Raw genomic sequence first — 18,030 nt, forward strand, 5'->3', positions numbered from 1 at the left:
GAATTTTAAATATAAAAAACCTATCTAATCGTTGCTAGATAAGGTTTTGGTTTGTAAAAATGCATCAATGTCCTGCTGATTTCTAAGAATGATCATTTTTTCAAGGTATGTTGAAGAAATATCAGCATAGAGCTTTTTTCGAACAGCCTTTCTAGAGTCAATCATGACAAACTTCAGAAAAGGCCAGTCAATTTTTTCTTGGCAGCCAGCAGGAGCAGAAGAGCGAACCTTTCCACGGTAGGTCCAATAGCGCTTTAGAATGCGATAGAGAGCTGTCCAACGATCAAAATTCAAGAAAATAATCTGATCAGCTTCCTCCAAACGTCTCTCTAGACTAAACCGACTGTAGAGTCCATCAATGACCCAGGAGTCATGGTTATCTAAAAAACGGTTCAAGTCATTGGAAAAGTCAGTATCTGAACGCATTTCCCAGTTTGGCGCAAAACGAATCTGATCTAAATGAAGAAGTGCTAGTTGATAGTGTCGTGATAAAGTTTCAGCCAAAGTAGACTTACCAGCACCACTGTAACCGATAATAACAATTTTCATAAGCCCTCCTCAAGGGACAAAAAAAGGAGCCACAGGGCTCTTTTTTATTAAGCAAGTTTAGCTGAAAGACGTGCTTTGTCGCGGCTCGCTTTGTTTTTGTGAATCAAACCTTTTGTTTCTGCTTTGTCGATTGCTGAACTTGCAGCGCGGAAAAGCTCTTCAGAAGGGTTAGCTTCAAATGCTTTGATTGCAGTACGCATAGCTGATTTTTGAGCTGAGTTTTTTTCGTTTTGTTTAACGTTCAATTCAGCGCGTTTGATAGCTGATTTAATGTTTGCCAATGGTTTCACCTCCACCCTTTTCTGTACTAACCATATCATTATATCGGAAAATACTCTTCTTGGCAAGTAAAATCTATTTTTTCAAATAAATTTCATCAATCTCATGATTTTGCGCCTTGTGAAGAATGATATCTGCTCGACTACGTGTCGGCTCAATATACTTTTCCAAATTTGCTAGGTTGATATTTTTCCAAGTGTCTTGAGCCATGCTCAGCACTTCATTAAAAGGCAAATGGGTAAAGCGATGGTAGTAATTGTTTGGATCTGTTTCTGCTAATTTTAGCAGTTTTTGGAACCGTTCCAGGTACCAATTTTCAATATTTTCCACGTCAGCATCCACATAGATGGCTAGGTCAAAATAATCACTGACATAGAGGCGCTGGTTTTGTGGATTTTGAAAAACATTGATTCCCTCCACAATGAGAAAGTCTGGCGCGTCAATCTTTTGCTGTTTATCGGGGACGATATCATAGACTTCGTGAGAGTAAACAGGAATTTCATAACTCTGACCATTCTTGATATTGTCTAAAAAATCTAACAGCAGTTCCATATTATAGGATTCAGGAAATCCTTTTTTAGCTAAAATATTTCGCTCTTCAAGGATGTCATTTGGGAAAAGAAAGCCGTCGGTTGTGACCATCTCAACCTTTGCATGCTTAAATGTGCGAGCTAGAAGGATTTGAAGTAAGCGGCTAGTGGTTGATTTTCCAACCGCAACACTACCAGCAATCCCGATAATAAAAGGCTGTGGGCGATTGCGTGCTTGCAAGAACAAACTTTTTGAAAATGCTAAATCCTCACTAGCCTTCTTGTATATCCGAATGAGATTGGTCAAGGGCAGGTAGACATCTAAAACTTCTTGCAAAGAAATTTTATCGTTAAAACTTTTAATGGAATTGAGTTCCTCTTGTGTTAAAGGGACAGTTGTGTTCCGATGCAGTTTTTGCCAGGTTTTTCGCTTGATTTTTTCAAAATTTAATAGTTCATTTTTCATAGCAACATTGTAGCATGATTTAATAGTATTGTAAAACATCTTGTAAACGTTTTTACAAAGTGGTATAATGTAAATATGACAAATATGTATTATGAAAAAAATCCCAATGTCGCTCACGATATCCATGAATTACGAGTGACTTTATTGGATACTCCTATGACATTTTTGACGGATGCGGGAGTTTTCAGTAAGAAAATGGTGGATTATGGTAGTCAAGTTCTTTTGAATAGCTTAGAGTTTGAAAAAGATAAAAAAGTTCTGGATGTGGGCTGTGGATACGGTCCACTTGGTTTGACTTTAGGAAAGGTTTTTAGTGTCCAGCTTACTATGATTGACATCAATAACCGTGCACTCGAATTAGCAAAGAAGAATGCTGAGAAAAATCATGTCTCAGCTTCTATTTTCCAGTCAAATATATATGAAAATGTCACAGGTCAATTTGATTATGTAATTTCAAATCCGCCTATTCGTGCTGGTAAGGCTGTGGTTCATGAAGTGATTTCAGGTTCCTATGACCATCTGGTATCTGGTGGGAGTTTGACCATTGTTATCCAGAAAAAGCAGGGTGCTCCTAGCGCAAAGGCAAAAATGGAGGAAATTTTTGGGAATTGTCAAATTCTTAAAAAAGACAAAGGATATTATATTTTAGAAAGTGTGAAAGATGAGAACAGTTGATTTAATTCAAAAAAAACGAGACGGATTAGAACTCACGAAGGAAGAAATTACTTGGTTGGTCAATGGCTATGTAGACGGAACCGTTCCAGATTACCAAATGTCAGCTTTTGCTATGGCTATCTATTTCAAAGGGATGACAACACGTGAAATTTCTGACTTAACCATGGCCATGGTCGCTACGGGTGAGCAAATTGATTTATCTGCTATTGCAGGTATTAAAGTAGACAAACACTCTACGGGAGGTGTAGGGGATAAAGTAACCCTGATTTTAGCCCCTCTTGTAGCAAGTTTTGATGTGCCAGTTGCTAAAATGAGTGGACGTGGTTTGGGTCACACTGGAGGTACCCTTGATAAGTTAGAGTCTATCAAAGGATACCAAATTGAAGTGACACAGGAAGACTTTATCCGTCAAGTGCAGGAAACAGGTCTTGCGGTTATCGGTCAGTCAGACAAACTGGTGAAGGCAGATAAATTGCTCTATGCCTTGCGTGATGTAACAGCCACAGTTGATACCATTCCATTGATTGCCAGTTCTGTCATGTCTAAGAAAATTGCGGCAGGAGCAGATGCCATTCTGTTAGATGTTACTGTCGGCGAGGGAGCCTTCATGAAGAATATTGAAGATGCTCGTGTCTTAGCGCGTACTATGGTAGAGCTTGGTAAGGCTGTTGGACGTAAGACGGTAGCGGTCATCACAGATATGTCACAACCAGTCGGTACTAGTATCGGAAATCGTTTGGAAATCCTTGAAGCCTTGGATATTTTGCAAGGAAAAGGAAGAGCAGATGTCACAGAATTTATTTGTGAATTGGCTCAAATCATGTTAGGGCTTGCCAATGTCGATAAATCTCTTGAAGAAGTTCGTCAGCACTTGACAAATGGCGCAGCGCTCAAGAAATTTGAAGAAATGGTCGTTGCACAGGGGGGTGACTTGGAAGATTTGTATCGTCCAGTTCAAGTGAGTCATCAAGTAGAAGTTCGAGCAGAAAAAACGGGAACTATTACAGCTTTACCAGCTCTAGAATTTGGTCTTTTTGCCGTGAAATTAGGTGCAGGACGTGCTGTGAAGACAGATGCACTTGATTATGAAACAGGAATTGTTTTCCATAAAAAAGTAGGGGAAGCCATCGTAGTCGGAGAGCCACTTGCAACAATCTATGCCAGCCAAAATATTTCTGAAAATATGCTTACAGATTTTCAAAAAAATGTTAAAATAGAAGACGCAGTGGTTCAAATCAAAGAAATTATTGAAATCATTTCTTAATAGGAGAAAGAAAAATGGAATTAAATAAATATATCGACCATACACTTTTGAAACCTGATGCAACAGAAGCGCAAGTTTTAACACTGATTGAACAAGCAAAAAAATATGACTTCGCAAGTGTCTGTGTCAATCCAACATGGGTTAGTCTTGCAGCTAAAGAATTGCAAGATAGCGATGTCAAAGTATGTACAGTTATCGGTTTCCCTTTGGGGGCAAATACTCCGGCTGTAAAAGCATTTGAAACAAAAGATGCGATTGCAAACGGTGCTGATGAAGTCGATATGGTGATCAATATTGGTCAGTTGAAAGCTGGAAATGTGGAAGCTCTTGAAGCAGATATCCGTGCGGTCGTTGAAGCAGCAAATGGGACTTTGACGAAAGTCATTATTGAAACATGCCTATTAACAGATGAAGAAAAGATTGCAGCTTGCATGGCAGCTCAACGTGCTGGTGCAGATTTTGTTAAGACTTCTACTGGATTCTCTACAGGTGGAGCAACTGTTCCAGACGTAGCCTTGATGCGTCAAACTGTAGGAGCTGATATGGGAGTGAAAGCATCTGGTGGAGCTCGTTCATTGGAAGATGCAGAAGCCTTTATTGAAGCAGGTGCAACTCGTATTGGTGCCTCATCTGGTGTGGCAATCATGGAAGGATTGAAAGCAGATGGCGGATACTAAACTGGTTGATTTAGCTATTGAAGCCAGTAAAAATGCCTATGTGCCCTATTCGAATTTTCCGATTGGTGCTGTTTTAGTTGCCAAAAATGGTCGTGTTTTTACGGGCTGTAATGTTGAAAATGCTTCTTTCGGTTTGACCAATTGTGGTGAACGGACTGCGATTTTTAAAGCCATTTCGGAAGGAGAAAGAGAATTCAAAGAATTGGTAATATTCGGAAAAACCGAACAGCCAATCTCACCATGTGGTGCTTGTCGCCAAGTTATGGTAGAGTTTTTTGATAAGGATTTACCAGTGACCTTGGTCGCTGAAGATCGATCGACCGTCGTGATGACAGTCCAGGAGTTACTTCCTTATTCATTCACAGACCTGAAATAGGCTGTGAGCAGTCAGAGACTGCAAGCAAATTTACTCGGCAAATTATTGCCAAAAGATTTTTAGGAGGGTTCATTCACATGAACAAGAAAGTTGTTGGTTTAGGCCTTGCTACTGTAGCTGTCCTTGGTTTGGCAGCATGTAGCAGTCGTACTGCTAAGAAATCTGAATCATCATCAGATTCTTCATCTATTAAAGCCGCTGTTATCACTGACGTCGGTGGTGTAGATGACCGTTCATTTAACCAATCTGCTTGGGAAGGTTTGCAAGCTTGGGGTAAAGATAACAACCTTGAAAAAGGTAAAGGTTATACTTACTTCCAATCAAATAGTGAATCAGAATACATCACGAACCTTGATTCTGCTGTATCAGGTGGTTACAACCTTGTTTTTGGTATCGGTTTTGCCTTGGAAAGTGCAATTGATGAAGTAGCTCCAAATAATCCAGATACAAAATACGTTATCGTTGACTCAGTTGTTGAACAATCAAACGTAGTAAGCGTTGGTTTTGCTGACCACGAAGCTTCTTACCTTGCAGGTGTTGCAGCTGCAAAATCTACTAAGACAAATCATGTAGGTTTTATCGGTGGTATGCAAGGTGTCATCATTGACCGTTTTGAAGCCGGTTTTGTTGAAGGTGTAAAATCTGTAAACAAAGATATCAAGATTACAATTGACTATGCAGGTTCATTTGCAGACGCTGCGAAAGGCCAGACACTCGCTGCTGCTCAATACGCAGCAGGTGCTGATATTATCTTCCACGCTTCAGGTGGTACTGGTAACGGTGTATTTGCAGCTGCAAAATCTGAAAATGAATCACGCAATGAAGCTGATAAAGTTTGGGTAATCGGTGTTGACCGTGACCAAGCTGCTGAAGGTGAATATACATCTAAAGATGGTAAGAAATCAAACTTTGTATTGGCTTCAACATTGAAACAAGTAGGAACTTCAGTTAAAGATATTGCTGCGAAAGCTCAAAAAGGTGAGTTTGACGGCGGTAAAACAGTTCGTTACACTTTGAAAGATAAAGGTGTAGAATTGGCTGAAACTAACCTTTCAGAAGAAGCTTCGAAAGCAGTTGCTGCTGCCAAAGAAGATATCGTGAACGGTAAAGTTGAAATTCCAGAAACTCCAAAGAAAAAATAAGAATATAGCGTAGAAAAGGGAGGCAGAGACTTAACTCGTCTCGCCCCCCTTTCGCTATGTTACTGAGAAAATTTTTCTCAGTAAAGCCTATCATAGTTACTTGCGTATTTGGTAGGTTTTACTGACAAAAATTTTAGTCTGAAAGGAAGATAGATATGACAAATGAAACTGTCATTGAAATGCGTGGAATCACCAAAATTTTTGGTGAATTTGTTGCAAATGACCATATTAATTTGACTGTCAAACGCGGCGAAATTCATGCGCTTCTTGGGGAAAATGGTGCTGGAAAGTCCACACTGATGAACATGCTTTCTGGTTTATTGGAACCAACTTCTGGTGAAATTGCCATCAATGGACAAGTGGTGAAAATCGATTCACCATCAAAAGCAGCTCACCTAGGGATTGGAATGGTACACCAACACTTTATGTTGGTAGATGCTTTTACAGTCGCTGAAAATATTATTTTGGGGAGTGAAACCACTAAAAATGGTGTGCTCAATCTCAAACAAGCCATTCAAGAAATCAATGAATTATCTGCTAAGTATGGTTTGGAAGTAGATCCAACTGCTAAAGTTTCTGACATTACAGTGGGGGCTCAGCAGCGTGTAGAAATCCTTAAAACCCTTTATCGTGGTGCAGATATTTTGATTTTTGACGAGCCAACGGCTGTATTGACTCCAGCTGAAATTACAGAACTCTTGAAAATCATGAAAACCTTGGTTCAAGAAGGTAAATCTATCGTCCTCATTACCCATAAATTGGATGAAATTCGTGCAGTTGCAGATAGCGTGACGGTCATTCGTCGTGGTAAATCTATCCAGACAGTGCCAGTTGCTGGAGCAAGTAATGCTGACTTAGCAGAATGGATGGTTGGTCGTGCAGTCTCCTTCAAGACGGAAAAGATTGAAGCTAATCCAAAAGAAACTATTCTTTCTATCAAAAACTTGGTTGTACACGAAAATCGTGGGATTCCAGCAGTTAAAAACCTGTCTCTAGATGTCCGTGCAGGAGAAGTAGTTGGTATTGCAGGGATTGACGGAAATGGTCAGAGTGAGCTGATTCATGCGATTACAGGACTTCGAAAAGTTCAATCTGGAGAAATTTGGATTAAAGGGGAAAACGTTGTAGGAAAAACTCCTCGCAAAATCACTGAATTAAGCGTTGGTCACGTCCCAGAAGACCGTCACAAATATGGTATGGTCTTAGATATGACTGTAGCAGAAAATTTTGCTCTTCAGACTTACTATAAAGAACCAATTTCAAAAAATGGTCTTCTCAATTACGGTAAAATCAACGACTATGCACGTAAGCTGATGGATGAATTTGATGTTCGTGCTGCTAGCGAAGTGGTAACAGGTCGTGCTATGTCAGGTGGTAATCAGCAGAAGGCTGTTATCGCCCGTGAGATTGACCGTGACCCAGATTTGTTAATCATTAGCCAACCAACTCGAGGTTTGGACGTCGGTGCGATTGAGTATATCCGCAAACGGATTATTGCGGAACGGGATAAGGGGAAAGCTGTGCTTGTAGTTAGCTTTGAACTGGATGAAATCCTTGACGTATCAGATCGTATCGCTGTTATCCATGATGGACATATCAGTGGTATCGTAGATCCAGCTACTACTAATAAGCAAGAACTTGGTGTCTTGATGGCTGGAGGAAAACTTGAGAAGGGAGCGCAAGATGCTTAAGAAAAATCAAGCCTTAGTGATTCCAATCTTGGCAGTAATTTCAGGTCTTCTTCTTGGAGCCTTGATTATGTTGATTTTTGGATATGACCCAATTTGGGGCTATGAAGAACTATTTTATTCTGCTTTTGGTACAACAAAATCTATCGGGGAAATCTTCCGAGCTATGGCACCGCTTGTCTTTACAGCACTTGGTTTTGCAGTAGCTAGTCGTGCAGGTTTCTTCAACGTAGGTCTTCCAGGTCAAGCCTTGGTAGGTTGGGTCTTCTCAGCCTGGTTTGCTTTGGAAAATCCTGATTTACCACGTTTGATTATGGTGCCGATGACAGTCGTGATTGCCATGATTGCTGGAGGAATTGCAGGTGCTATTCCTGGTATCCTCCGTGCCTTTCTTGGTACATCAGAGGTTATCGTTACCATTATGATGAACTACATTTTGCTATATAGCTGTAACTACATCATTCGTGATGTCTTCTCTGACAGCTTGATGAAAAATACAGACTCTTCTGTTAACGTTTCGGCAAATGCTTCTTATCAGACAGAGTGGTTGCGAGCTTTGACAGAAAATTCTCGTATGAATATCGGTTTTTTCTTCGCGATTATTGCAGTTGTTTTGATTTGGTTTATGATGACGAAAACTACTCTAGGATTTGAAATCCGTTCAGTTGGTCTAAATCCATCTGCCTCAGAATATGCAGGTATGTCTGCTAAACGCACAATCATCCTGTCAATGGTTATTTCCGGTGCACTGGCTGGTATCGGTGGTGCTATTGAAGGTCTTGGAACTTTCCAAAATGTCTATATTCAAGGCGGAAACTTGGCGATTGGTTTCAATGGTATGTCTGTAGCCCTCCTTGCTACGAATGCGCCATTGGGAATTCCATTTGCAGCCTTCCTATTCGGAATGCTCTCTGTAGGCGCACCTGGTATGGTTCGTGCAGGTATTCCGTCAGAATTAATTAACGTTGTGACTGCCTCTATCATCTTCTTTATCGGTGTGAAATTTATCTTTGAACGCATGATGAGTCGTAAAAAAGTAGCGAAAGGAGCAAAATAATGAGTTTAATGACAATTTTTTCTTTGCTGATTTCGCAAATGTTGATTTATTCAGCACCATTGATTTTCACCAGTCTTGGTGGCGTCTTCTCTGAACGTGCTGGTATTGTTAATGTGGGGTTGGAAGGTATCATGGTAATTGGTGCCTTTGTAGGTGTTGTTTTCAATATTGAATTTGCAGAGAGTTTCGGTAAGATGACGCCTCTTTTAGCAATCTTAGTTGGAGGAGTAGCGGGGATTGTCTTTGCTGCGATTCACGCTGTTGCAACCATTAACTTCCGAGCTGACCACGTTGTATCTGGTACAGTTTTGAACCTCTTGGCACCAGCCTTAGGAGTTTTCTTGGTAAAAGTAATTTACGGAAAAGGTCAAACAGATTCAATCCGTGAATCTTTCGGTAAATTTTCATTCCCAGGTCTAGAAAAAATTCCTGTATTGGGTGATTTGTTCTTTAAAAATACAAGTCTCATGGGTTATGTAGCGATTGCAACAACATTTGTCGCATGGTTCGTCCTTTATAAGACAAAATTCGGCTTGCGCCTTCGCTCAGTTGGTGAGCATCCTCAGGCGGCTGATACACTTGGTATCAATGTGTATGCTATGCGCTATGCAGGTGTTTTGATTGCTGGATTCCTTGGCGGTATTGGTGGTGCTGTAAGTGCTCAGTCAGTGAATATTAACTTCTCAGCAACCACGATTGTTGGTTCTGGTTTTATCGCTTTGGCTGCTGTTATCTTTGGTAAATGGAATCCAATCGGAGCGATGCTTGCTTCACTCTTCTTTGGACTTTCACAAAGTTTGGCCGTTATCGGTGGTCAGCTTCCTGGATTGTCAGCCATTCCAACAGTTTACTTGCAAATTGCACCATACCTCATTACAATTGTTGCACTAGCAGCCTTCTTTGGCTCATCAGTTGCTCCAAAAGCTGATGGTGTTAACTATATCAAGTCTAAATAAACAATAGGAGCTGGGCAAAAAGTCCAACTCCTAATTTTATTCGAGCTAGAATTGCAAGACGCAGTGGTTGATTGGCATCTTTGTTCGCTTTTCAAGCTTCAAAGATAGCCTAATCAACTGTGCGGGGGTGGGAAAACGAACTCTTTGTTGATTGCTATGAGTTCTTTCCACTCCCATTCATCATATAAAATAATAGCGTTTTCTGTTTTATGAAGGAGATTTTATTATGGATAATATGAATTTCAATCATCAAGACTTTCAGTCCCATCATTCAAATGCAAAAACAATAGTAAATGAGTAGTTGATTGAGGAAGGAGTGAAAGACAAGATATTTCAAGTGAAACTGCAACTTGTTTCTGAAAAAAATCCTTAAAATAGAGCTACATTGGAAGATATGTTAAAAGAATTAGAGAATGAGTTAGCAGATTTCCAGAAGAAGAGAAAATTACAGAACAGAATTGGGATTGCAGTATTTGTAATATTTGCCTGTTTTGTACTCTTTATGATGTTTAGGATGTATTTTAGACCATTTTAACTTCTGATAAGTACCTAAATTGTGATTATTGATGGGGCATGTTTTACTATTTTGATCCATTTTCAAATCATCTTATAAAATATTAGTAATCATTGCAGAAAAAAAGAGCCATCTGGCTCTTTTTAACTTAGTTTTTTACTGAAGCAGCAATTTCTGGATTTGCAAAAGCATCATCCATGATTTCTTTCAATTGTGCAGCAGAAGCTTGCATTTTTTGCAATTCAGCATCGTTCAATGGGATGTTTACAGGACGTACGATACCGTGTGCACCAACGATAGCTGGCTGACCGATAAAGACATTTTCAACACCTTCGTATTGACCTGCTTGGAATACTGAAAGTGGAAGTACTGCATTTTCATCATCAAAGATTGCTTTAGTGATACGAGCAAGCGCAGCACCGATACCGTAGTAAGTTGCACCTTTTTTGTTGATAATTGAGTAAGCAGCGTCACGAACTGAGATAAACAAGTCTACAAGGCCTTGCTCATCGATGTCACGGTTGTCTTGCAACCATTGCTCCAATTTAACACCGGCAACGTTAGCATGTGACCAAACAGCAAATTCTGAGTCACCGTGCTCACCCATGATGTAAGCGTGAACTGAACGAGCATCGATACCGATTTTTTCAGCAAGAGCTTGACGGAAACGAGCTGAGTCAAGTGAAGTACCTGAACCGATAACGCGTTCTTTAGGGAAACCTGAGAATTTCCAAGTTGAGTAAGTCAAGATATCAACTGGGTTAGCAGCAACAAGGAAGATACCGTTGAAGCCTGAAGCAACAATTTCACTAACGATTTGTTGGTTGATACGAAGGTTTTTCTCAATCAATTGAAGACGAGTTTCACCCGGTTTTTGTGGCAAACCAGCTGTCAAAACAACGAGGTCTGCATCGTGTGCATCTGAATAATCAGCTGAATAGATTTTTTTAGGGGATGTGAAAGCAAGAGCGTGGCTCAAATCTTCTGCGTCACCTTGTGTACGGTCTTTATTGATATCAACGATACCCAATTCTTGACCAATACCTTGGTTAACGAGGGCGTAAGCGTAAGCTGAACCTACGGCACCGTCGCCGACAAGGATCACTTTTTTATGTTGTTTGGTTGCAGTCATGTTTCTACAATTCTCCTTTGAATTATTTGGGACATTGTCCCAACCATCTATTATTCTAGCACTTTTCGGACAGTTTGTCAGTAATGAAAGGTCGTGTGAAAATGTTTACATTGCAAGGGCTGGAGACAGAAAAAGGGAGAGAATTATGGTATAATTATATAGATAGTTTCAAGTAGAAATGAGGCATTTTTTCAATGCAAGATAGAAATTTAGTGGATGTCAATCTGACGAGTGAAATGAAGACTAGTTTCATTGACTACGCCATGAGTGTTATCGTGGCGCGGGCTCTTCCAGATGTACGCGATGGCTTAAAACCTGTTCATCGTCGTATTTTATATGGAATGAACGAACTAGGCATCACACCTGATAAACCACATAAGAAATCAGCCCGTATTACTGGTGACGTTATGGGTAAATACCACCCGCACGGAGATAGTGCCATTTATGAAGCTATGGTCCGTATGGCGCAATGGTGGAGCTATCGTCACATGTTGGTAGATGGCCACGGAAACTTTGGTTCCATGGACGGTGATGGTGCCGCTGCACAGCGTTATACAGAAGCTCGTATGAGTAAGATTGCGCTGGAAATGTTGCGTGATATTAATAAAAATACGGTTAATTTTGCGGACAACTATGATTCTAGTGAGCGTGAACCAGAAGTTCTTCCAGCTCGTTTTCCAAACCTTTTGGTCAATGGTACAACAGGGATTGCCGTTGGTATGGCGACCAATATTCCACCGCACAATTTAGGGGAAACCATTGACGCTGTTAATCTTTTGATTGATAATCCAGAAGCGACAACGCGTGATATTATGGAAGTCTTGCCTGGACCAGACTTTCCAACTGGTGCCCTTGTTATGGGGAAATCAGGTATCCACCGTGCTTACGAGACTGGTAAAGGTTCCATTGTTCTACGTGCGAAGACTGAGATTGAAGAGTTTGGAAATGGCCGTGAGCGAATTGTTGTAACAGAGTTTCCTTACATGGTCAACAAGAGCAAGGTCTTGGAGCATATTGTTCGCTTGGCGCAGGAAAAACGCATTGAAGGTGTGACGGCTGTCCGTGATGAATCCAACCGTGAAGGTGTTCGATTTGTCATTGAAGTTCGCCGTGATGCGTCTGCCAATGTTATTTTGAACAATCTTTTCAAGTTAACTCAATTACAAACCAACTTCAGTTTCAATATGCTGGCGATTCAAGGTGGTGTGCCAAAAATCTTGTCAGTTCGCCAAATTTTGGAAGCCTACATTGAGCACCAAAAAGAAGTGGTGACCCGTCGTACGCAATTCGATAAGGATAAGGCTGAAAGTCGTGCTCATATCTTGGCTGGTTTGCTGATTGCCTTGGACCACATTGAAGAAGTCATTCGTGTTATTCGTGATTCAGAGACAGATGCCATTGCTCAAGCTGAATTGATGAAGCGATTTGAATTGACAGAACGTCAGAGTCAGGCTATATTAGATATGCGTTTGCGTCGATTGACAGGTTTGGAACGCGATAAGATTCAGTCTGAATACGATGACTTGTTGGCTTTGATTGCTGACTTGGCAGATATTTTGGCAAAACCAGAGCGTGTTGTACAGATTGTCAAAGACGAGCTTAATGAGGTAAAACGTAAATATGCTGATCCACGTCGTACAGAGCTGATGGTCGGTGAAGTGCTTTCTCTTGAAGATGAAGACTTGATTGAAGAAACAGATGTACTGATTACTTTGTCTAATAAAGGCTATATCAAACGTTTGGCTCAGGATGAGTTTCATGCTCAAAAACGTGGAGGCCGTGGTGTTCAAGGTACGGGTGTCAAGGATGATGATTTTGTCCGTGAATTGGTTTCAACCAGCACCCACGACCGTCTGCTCTTCTTTACCAATAAAGGACGCGTTTATCGTCTGAAAGGCTATGAAATTCCTGAATATGGCCGTACCGCCAAAGGATTGCCAGTCGTTAACTTGCTGAAATTAGAGGACAATGAAACCATTCAGACAATTATCAATGTCACTAAAGATCAGGAAAATGATCATTACCTCTTCTTTGCAACCCGTCAAGGCTTGGTGAAACGTACTAGCGTTTCCGAATTTGGGAACATCCGCCAAAATGGTCTTAAAGCTTTAAACCTTAAAGATGATGATGAACTAATCAACGTATTCTTGACAGATGGCCAAGCTGATGTCATTATGGGGACAAAATCAGGTTATTCTGTTCGCTTTAAGGAATCTGTCGTTCGAAATATGGGTCGTTCTGCAACAGGTGTCCGTGGTGTCAATCTCCGTGAAGGCGATGTATTGGTAGGTGCTACAACCATTACTGATGAGCAGGAAGTCCTAGTTATTACCGAGAAAGGCTATGGTAAGCGAACTCCTGCCACTGAGTATCCAACTAAAGGTCGTGGTGGTAAAGGGATTAAGACCCTCAATGTTGCTGAGAAGAATGGCTCATTGGCAGGATTGACAACTGTTTCTGGCAATGAAGATATCATGGTTATTACAGATACGGGTGTGATTATCCGAACTGGAGTTGCCAATATTTCTCAAACTGGTCGCTCAACCATGGGAGTGAAGGTTATGCGTTTGGATGAAGAGGCTAAAATTGTTACCTTTGCCCTTGTAGATGCCGCTGAAGATAAAGAAGAAGTAGTTGTGGGAGAAAATGTCTAGACGTAAGAAAATAAGTAAAAAACCATTTAAGATTTGGCGGATTCTTCTTTTTACAATCTTGTTCTTGATTTCGCTAGCTTTGATTTTTAATACTTCGATTCGGAATATGTTCATTGCAAGCAATACTAACCGCTATCAAATTTCCAAGGTTTCAAAAGAAGATATCGAAAAGAATAAAGCAGCTAAGACTACCTTTGATTTTGAGCAAGTTGAATCCATTTCAACGGAAAATGTTATCAAAGCTCAATGGGAAGCGCAGCAATTACCAGTTATTGGCGGTATTGCAATTCCTGATTTGAAAATCAATCTTCCGATTTTCAAGGGGCTTTCTAATACAGCTCTGATGTATGGAGCGGGTACTATGAAAGAGGAGCAAAAAATGGGAGAAGGTAATTATGCTTTAGCTAGTCACCACATTTTTGGGATGACAGGTGCAAGTAATACACTCTTTTCTCCTCTTGATAATGCCAAAAGTGGTATGAAGATTTATGTAACAGACAAAGAAAATATCTATGTCTACACTATTACGACAGTTGAGACGGTCGCACCAGATCGTGTTGATGTTGTTGAAGATGTTCTTGATCAAAAAAATATCACACTTGTAACATGTGAGGATTTGGATGCCACTATGCGAATCATTGTTCAAGGTGATTTGACAGAGACGCTCTCTTATAAAGATGTCACATCAAGTGTTCTGAAATATTTTGAACAATCCTATAATCAAATTCAATTGTAAAACTGAGGTCTTCGGACTTCAGTTTTTTTACGAATAGATTAGGTAAGGAGGAACTTATGTATCAAGTATCATTTCAAGAACAGTCCCTGCAACCTAGAGAGCGCTTAGTAGAAGTGGGCGCAGAGAAGCTGAGCAATCAGGAATTATTGTCCATCTTTATCCGTACAGGTACCCGAAAAGAACCAGTCTCTGTCGTTTCCAATCATTTGCTCTCCAAATTAGAAACCTTGTCTTCGTTAGCTGACCTTTCTTTGGAAGAACTCCAAGAATTAACGGGGATCGGTCGTGTGAAAGCTATAGAAATCAAAGCCATGATCGAACTTGGGAAGCGAATCAATCAGTCTGAATTACAGAAACGGGAGCAGATATTGGGAAGTGAGAAACTGGCTCTGAAGATGATTCAAGAAATTGGGATGAAAAAACAGGAACACTTGGTTGCTCTGTACCTCAATACCCAAAATCAAATTATTTCCCAGCGCACCATTTTTATTGGAAGCGTAAACCGAAGTATTGCGGAACCAAGAGAAATCCTGCACTATGCCGTCAAATGCATGGCAACCTCTATTATTATCATCCATAATCACCCATCAGGGTCTGTACAGCCAAGTAAAAATGATTTGCTTTTTACAGACAAATTAAAAAAGTCCTGTGAAACACTAGGACTCGTACTTTTAGACCACTTGATTGTGGGCCAGGATGACTATTATAGCTTCCGAGAAGAAAGCGAATTAGCTTAAAGTTTTTGAACAAAGTAGTCAAAAATAGCCTGCTGCTGAGAATTTACTCCCCGCATGAGTTCAGGATGCCATTGAACACCTAAAAACGGCCTACCGTCATTCGTTGTTATAGCTTCAATTATTCCGTCTTGACTAGACGTCGCAATAACTGTTAAGTTGGTAGCGAGGTCTTTTATGGCTTGATGGTGGAAGGAGTTGACACTTGCTGATTTTCCTAAAATAGCTGATAATACTGTATTTTCTAGAATATCAATTTGATGCTGCGGTAAATCTGCTTCCATTTCCTGCCAATGGCTGGGAATATCTTGATGAAGACTACCACCCATGGCAACATTAAATAGCTGAAGCCCACGGCAGATAGCTAAAATAGGCTTGTTTTGCAAACGTGCTTCTTTAATCAATTCTAATTCAAAGAGATCGCGTTCTAGCAGGTAATCGTCGCTGATAATGGTCTGCTCTTCATTATAAAAGTGGGGGAGAACATTTTGTCCCCCTGTTAAAATCAATTTATCAATCATGGCCACATACTGGGCAGCATATTTAGGCTCAGCTAGCGGCATGACAATAGGAAGGCCACCTGCTTCTCGCACCGCTTCAGCAAATCCAGTTGCACAGTAGGACATTCGAGGAGAGACTTTGTCTTCTTTGTCAATGAACTGATTGCCCGTAATTCCAATGATAACTTGCTTCATAAGCTTAGTTTTTACGCATGAAGTAGAGAAGAGTTTGCAACTCACTTGTCAAGTCCACATACTGTACAACGACATCTTTTGGAACAGTTAGATTGACTGGTGAGAAGCTGAGAATTCCTTTAACTCCAGCTTCGACCAAGATGTCCGCAACTTCTTGAGCTTTTGAACTTGGTACGGTCAGGATAGCAGTTTGAGCATTAGCTTGTGCAATGCGTTCTTTGAGTTCAGAAATAGCGTAAATCGGCACATTTTCATCAATGCTTCCAATCGCAGGATGGCCATCAGCTTCAAAAGCCATGACAATTTTCATTTTGTTGCGCTCGTGAAAGCGGTAGTGGAGAAGGGCACGACCCATATTTCCGACACCGACCAGCATTACATTTGTAATAGAGTTGTCGTTCAAGATATCTGCGAAGAAGTCCATTAATTTTTTGACATCATATCCAAAACCACGACGCCCTAACTCACCAAAATAGGAGAAATCACGACGAACAGTTGCTGAGTCAATACCAATAGCTTCGGCAATTTCTTTTGAGCTTGCTTTTTCGATATTTTCGCGGTGGAAACGTTTGAAAATCCGATAATACAATGAAAGTCTTTTAGCAGTTGCACGAGGAATAGCTGTTTCTTTTCCGTTTTTCATAATCTTTTCTCCATTCAGTTCTTTATACTTTATTTTAGAACAAGTTTGTGAAAAAAGCAACAATTAGAGCGCAGAAAGGAAGTAAAATAGGCAAAGATCTGTTTATAAATTCTACTTCTTTGGAAAATCTTTAGTTCAGCATAAGATGATATTAATAATATTGTGAGAAAATATTGTAAAAGGAAAAAGGAGAAGAATATGAAAAAACAGTTACTCTATACAGGTGTAATCGTGACCTTGGCACTGTCATTAGGAATTACAGCAACAGCAAAGGCTGAAGAACGCTCTTGGTATAGCTGGCTCATTGAAAAGTATTTTTGGATAAAGGGAGATAAAAAATATTATAGCCCACAAAATGAAGCGGAGTTTGATCATTACGTCAAAAGTGCTGGTGAAGTGGCCAATAAAGGTTTTGACTTACAGCCATCAGAGGTAAATGGCGATTTAAAGACAGATGCTACAACCTATCAAATGCAGATCCACAGCTGGAATGAGGCACCAAATCCAGCTAGTCAAAAAGTTATTTTGTATTTACATGGTGGCTCATATTTGAATAATCCAACAAGCTACCATATCGAAATGCTCAATATACTGTCCAGAAGTTTAGATGCTAAAATTGTACTGCCGATTTATCCAAAGGCCCCAACTTACAAATACAGTGATGTTATGCCACATTTAGTTGACTTATATCGCGATATTCTTCAAGAAACCGCTGCTAAGAATGTGACCATCATGGGAGATTCTGCTGGGGGAGGTCTTGCTCTTGGATTAGCCCAAGCTATTCGTGAAGAGAAAGACCGTGGATTTTTAGAGCAGCCTAAAGACATCATTCTTCTGTCCCCTTGGCTAGATGTGACCATGAGCAATCCAGCCATTACTGCTTTTGAAAAGGATGATCCAATTCTATCTGCTTGGGGCTTGAAGCGTGTGGGGACTCTTTGGGCCGGTGGTGCAAACAACACTCAACACCCCTATGTCAGTCCGATGTATGGAGATATGGCAGGTCTTGCAAAAATTACGATGTTCACAGGTACGCATGATATTTTCTATCCCGATATTGCTCTCTTTCATGAAAATTGGAAAGAGAGAAGACCAGGTGATCAGTTAATCGAAGCAAAGGATATGAACCATGTCTATCCAATCTATCCGATTGAAGAGGCCAAAGAAGCGCAGTATAAAATAATTGACATTATTCGACAGGAAAGCAAATAAGGATCAAAATAATAGAACTTGGGACCAAAAGTCTCAAGTTCTTTAAGTTGT

18 protein-coding genes are annotated in these 18,030 nt (G+C 40.4%); 12 read left to right on the top strand and 6 right to left on the bottom strand.

All coding sequences use genetic code 11. The features are described from left to right. Positions 1-24: 24 nt before the first annotated feature. The 3 genes from ACHUFA_RS07765 to coaA form a co-directional block, all read right to left on the bottom strand. Positions 25-549 carry an AAA family ATPase gene (locus tag ACHUFA_RS07765; RefSeq protein WP_394405393.1) on the bottom strand — a complete coding sequence of 175 codons (525 nt, stop codon included), beginning with the start codon at positions 547-549 and terminating at the stop codon, positions 25-27. Positions 550-596: 47 nt separating this feature from the next. Continuing rightward, positions 597-830 (bottom strand): 30S ribosomal protein S20, encoded by a 234-nt coding sequence (gene rpsT, locus ACHUFA_RS07770; RefSeq protein WP_222348330.1) that lies wholly within the window; start codon positions 828-830, stop codon positions 597-599. 73 nt (positions 831-903) lie between these two features. After that, positions 904-1,824, bottom strand: a complete 921-nt coding sequence (gene coaA / locus ACHUFA_RS07775; protein WP_222348332.1) for a type I pantothenate kinase — start codon at positions 1,822-1,824, stop codon at positions 904-906. A 75-nt stretch (positions 1,825-1,899) separates the two neighbouring features. On the opposite strand from coaA, the gene ACHUFA_RS07780 reads away from it, so the two are divergent. The 8 genes from ACHUFA_RS07780 (at position 1,900) to ACHUFA_RS07815 (ending at position 9,659) form a co-directional block, all read left to right on the top strand. Then, complete coding sequence (locus ACHUFA_RS07780) at positions 1,900-2,499, top strand: class I SAM-dependent methyltransferase (protein WP_394405396.1); 600 nt, start codon at positions 1,900-1,902, stop codon at positions 2,497-2,499. Then, a complete protein-coding gene (locus ACHUFA_RS07785) occupies positions 2,486-3,763 on the top strand; it encodes a pyrimidine-nucleoside phosphorylase (RefSeq protein ID WP_394405398.1) in 1,278 nt (425 codons plus the stop codon). The genes ACHUFA_RS07780 and ACHUFA_RS07785 overlap by 14 nt, the downstream gene beginning before the upstream one ends. A 14-nt stretch (positions 3,764-3,777) precedes the next feature. Further along, on the top strand, positions 3,778-4,440 hold the full coding sequence (deoC, locus tag ACHUFA_RS07790; RefSeq protein WP_222348344.1) for a deoxyribose-phosphate aldolase: 663 nt from the start codon (positions 3,778-3,780) through the stop codon (positions 4,438-4,440). Next, entirely contained in the window at positions 4,427-4,816 is a 390-nt protein-coding gene (locus ACHUFA_RS07795) for a cytidine deaminase (RefSeq protein WP_222348346.1), read from the top strand. The genes deoC and ACHUFA_RS07795 overlap by 14 nt, the downstream gene beginning before the upstream one ends. A 77-nt stretch (positions 4,817-4,893) precedes the next feature. Next, positions 4,894-5,958 carry a BMP family lipoprotein gene (locus tag ACHUFA_RS07800; RefSeq protein WP_222348348.1) on the top strand — a complete coding sequence of 355 codons (1,065 nt, stop codon included), beginning with the start codon at positions 4,894-4,896 and terminating at the stop codon, positions 5,956-5,958. Positions 5,959-6,113: 155 nt separating this feature from the next. After that, entirely contained in the window at positions 6,114-7,649 is a 1,536-nt protein-coding gene (locus ACHUFA_RS07805) for an ABC transporter ATP-binding protein (protein WP_222348349.1), read from the top strand. Further along, on the top strand, positions 7,642-8,703 hold the full coding sequence (locus tag ACHUFA_RS07810) for an ABC transporter permease (RefSeq protein WP_222348351.1): 1,062 nt from the start codon (positions 7,642-7,644) through the stop codon (positions 8,701-8,703). Before ACHUFA_RS07805 ends, ACHUFA_RS07810 begins: the two co-directional genes overlap by 8 nt. Then, positions 8,703-9,659 (top strand): ABC transporter permease, encoded by a 957-nt coding sequence (locus ACHUFA_RS07815; RefSeq protein ID WP_222383479.1) that lies wholly within the window; start codon positions 8,703-8,705, stop codon positions 9,657-9,659. The genes ACHUFA_RS07810 and ACHUFA_RS07815 overlap by 1 nt, the downstream gene beginning before the upstream one ends. Before the next feature lie 662 nt (positions 9,660-10,321). Here the strand turns inward: ACHUFA_RS07815 and ACHUFA_RS07820 are convergent. Continuing rightward, positions 10,322-11,305 (bottom strand): L-lactate dehydrogenase, encoded by a 984-nt coding sequence (locus tag ACHUFA_RS07820; RefSeq protein ID WP_222348353.1) that lies wholly within the window; start codon positions 11,303-11,305, stop codon positions 10,322-10,324. Between the two features lie 194 nt (positions 11,306-11,499). Here ACHUFA_RS07820 and gyrA point away from each other — a divergent pair, with 194 nt between their 5' ends. The 3 genes from gyrA to radC are packed head-to-tail and all read left to right on the top strand — an operon-like array spanning position 11,500 to position 15,432. Further along, on the top strand, positions 11,500-13,959 hold the full coding sequence (gene gyrA, locus ACHUFA_RS07825) for a DNA gyrase subunit A (RefSeq protein ID WP_394405402.1): 2,460 nt from the start codon (positions 11,500-11,502) through the stop codon (positions 13,957-13,959). After that, positions 13,952-14,695 carry a class A sortase gene (locus ACHUFA_RS07830; RefSeq protein WP_222348356.1) on the top strand — a complete coding sequence of 248 codons (744 nt, stop codon included), beginning with the start codon at positions 13,952-13,954 and terminating at the stop codon, positions 14,693-14,695. Before gyrA ends, ACHUFA_RS07830 begins: the two co-directional genes overlap by 8 nt. A 56-nt stretch (positions 14,696-14,751) precedes the next feature. After that, positions 14,752-15,432 (top strand): RadC family protein, encoded by a 681-nt coding sequence (gene radC / locus ACHUFA_RS07835; protein ID WP_394405404.1) that lies wholly within the window; start codon positions 14,752-14,754, stop codon positions 15,430-15,432. Here the strand turns inward: radC and ACHUFA_RS07840 are convergent. Next, the gene (locus ACHUFA_RS07840; protein ID WP_222348360.1) at positions 15,429-16,124 is read right to left on the bottom strand and encodes a gamma-glutamyl-gamma-aminobutyrate hydrolase family protein; all 696 of its coding nucleotides are present in this window, start codon (positions 16,122-16,124) and stop codon (positions 15,429-15,431) included. The genes radC and ACHUFA_RS07840 overlap by 4 nt on opposite strands. 4 nt (positions 16,125-16,128) lie before the next feature. Continuing rightward, the gene (locus ACHUFA_RS07845; RefSeq protein ID WP_394405406.1) at positions 16,129-16,767 is read right to left on the bottom strand and encodes a redox-sensing transcriptional repressor Rex; all 639 of its coding nucleotides are present in this window, start codon (positions 16,765-16,767) and stop codon (positions 16,129-16,131) included. A 198-nt stretch (positions 16,768-16,965) separates the two neighbouring features. Here ACHUFA_RS07845 and ACHUFA_RS07850 point away from each other — a divergent pair, with 198 nt between their 5' ends. Continuing rightward, complete coding sequence (locus tag ACHUFA_RS07850) at positions 16,966-17,979, top strand: alpha/beta hydrolase fold domain-containing protein (protein ID WP_394405408.1); 1,014 nt, start codon at positions 16,966-16,968, stop codon at positions 17,977-17,979. Positions 17,980-18,030 lie beyond the last annotated feature (51 nt).

This window comes from Streptococcus hepaticus (assembly GCF_043656315.1).
Lineage (GTDB): Bacteria > Bacillota > Bacilli > Lactobacillales > Streptococcaceae > Streptococcus > Streptococcus hepaticus.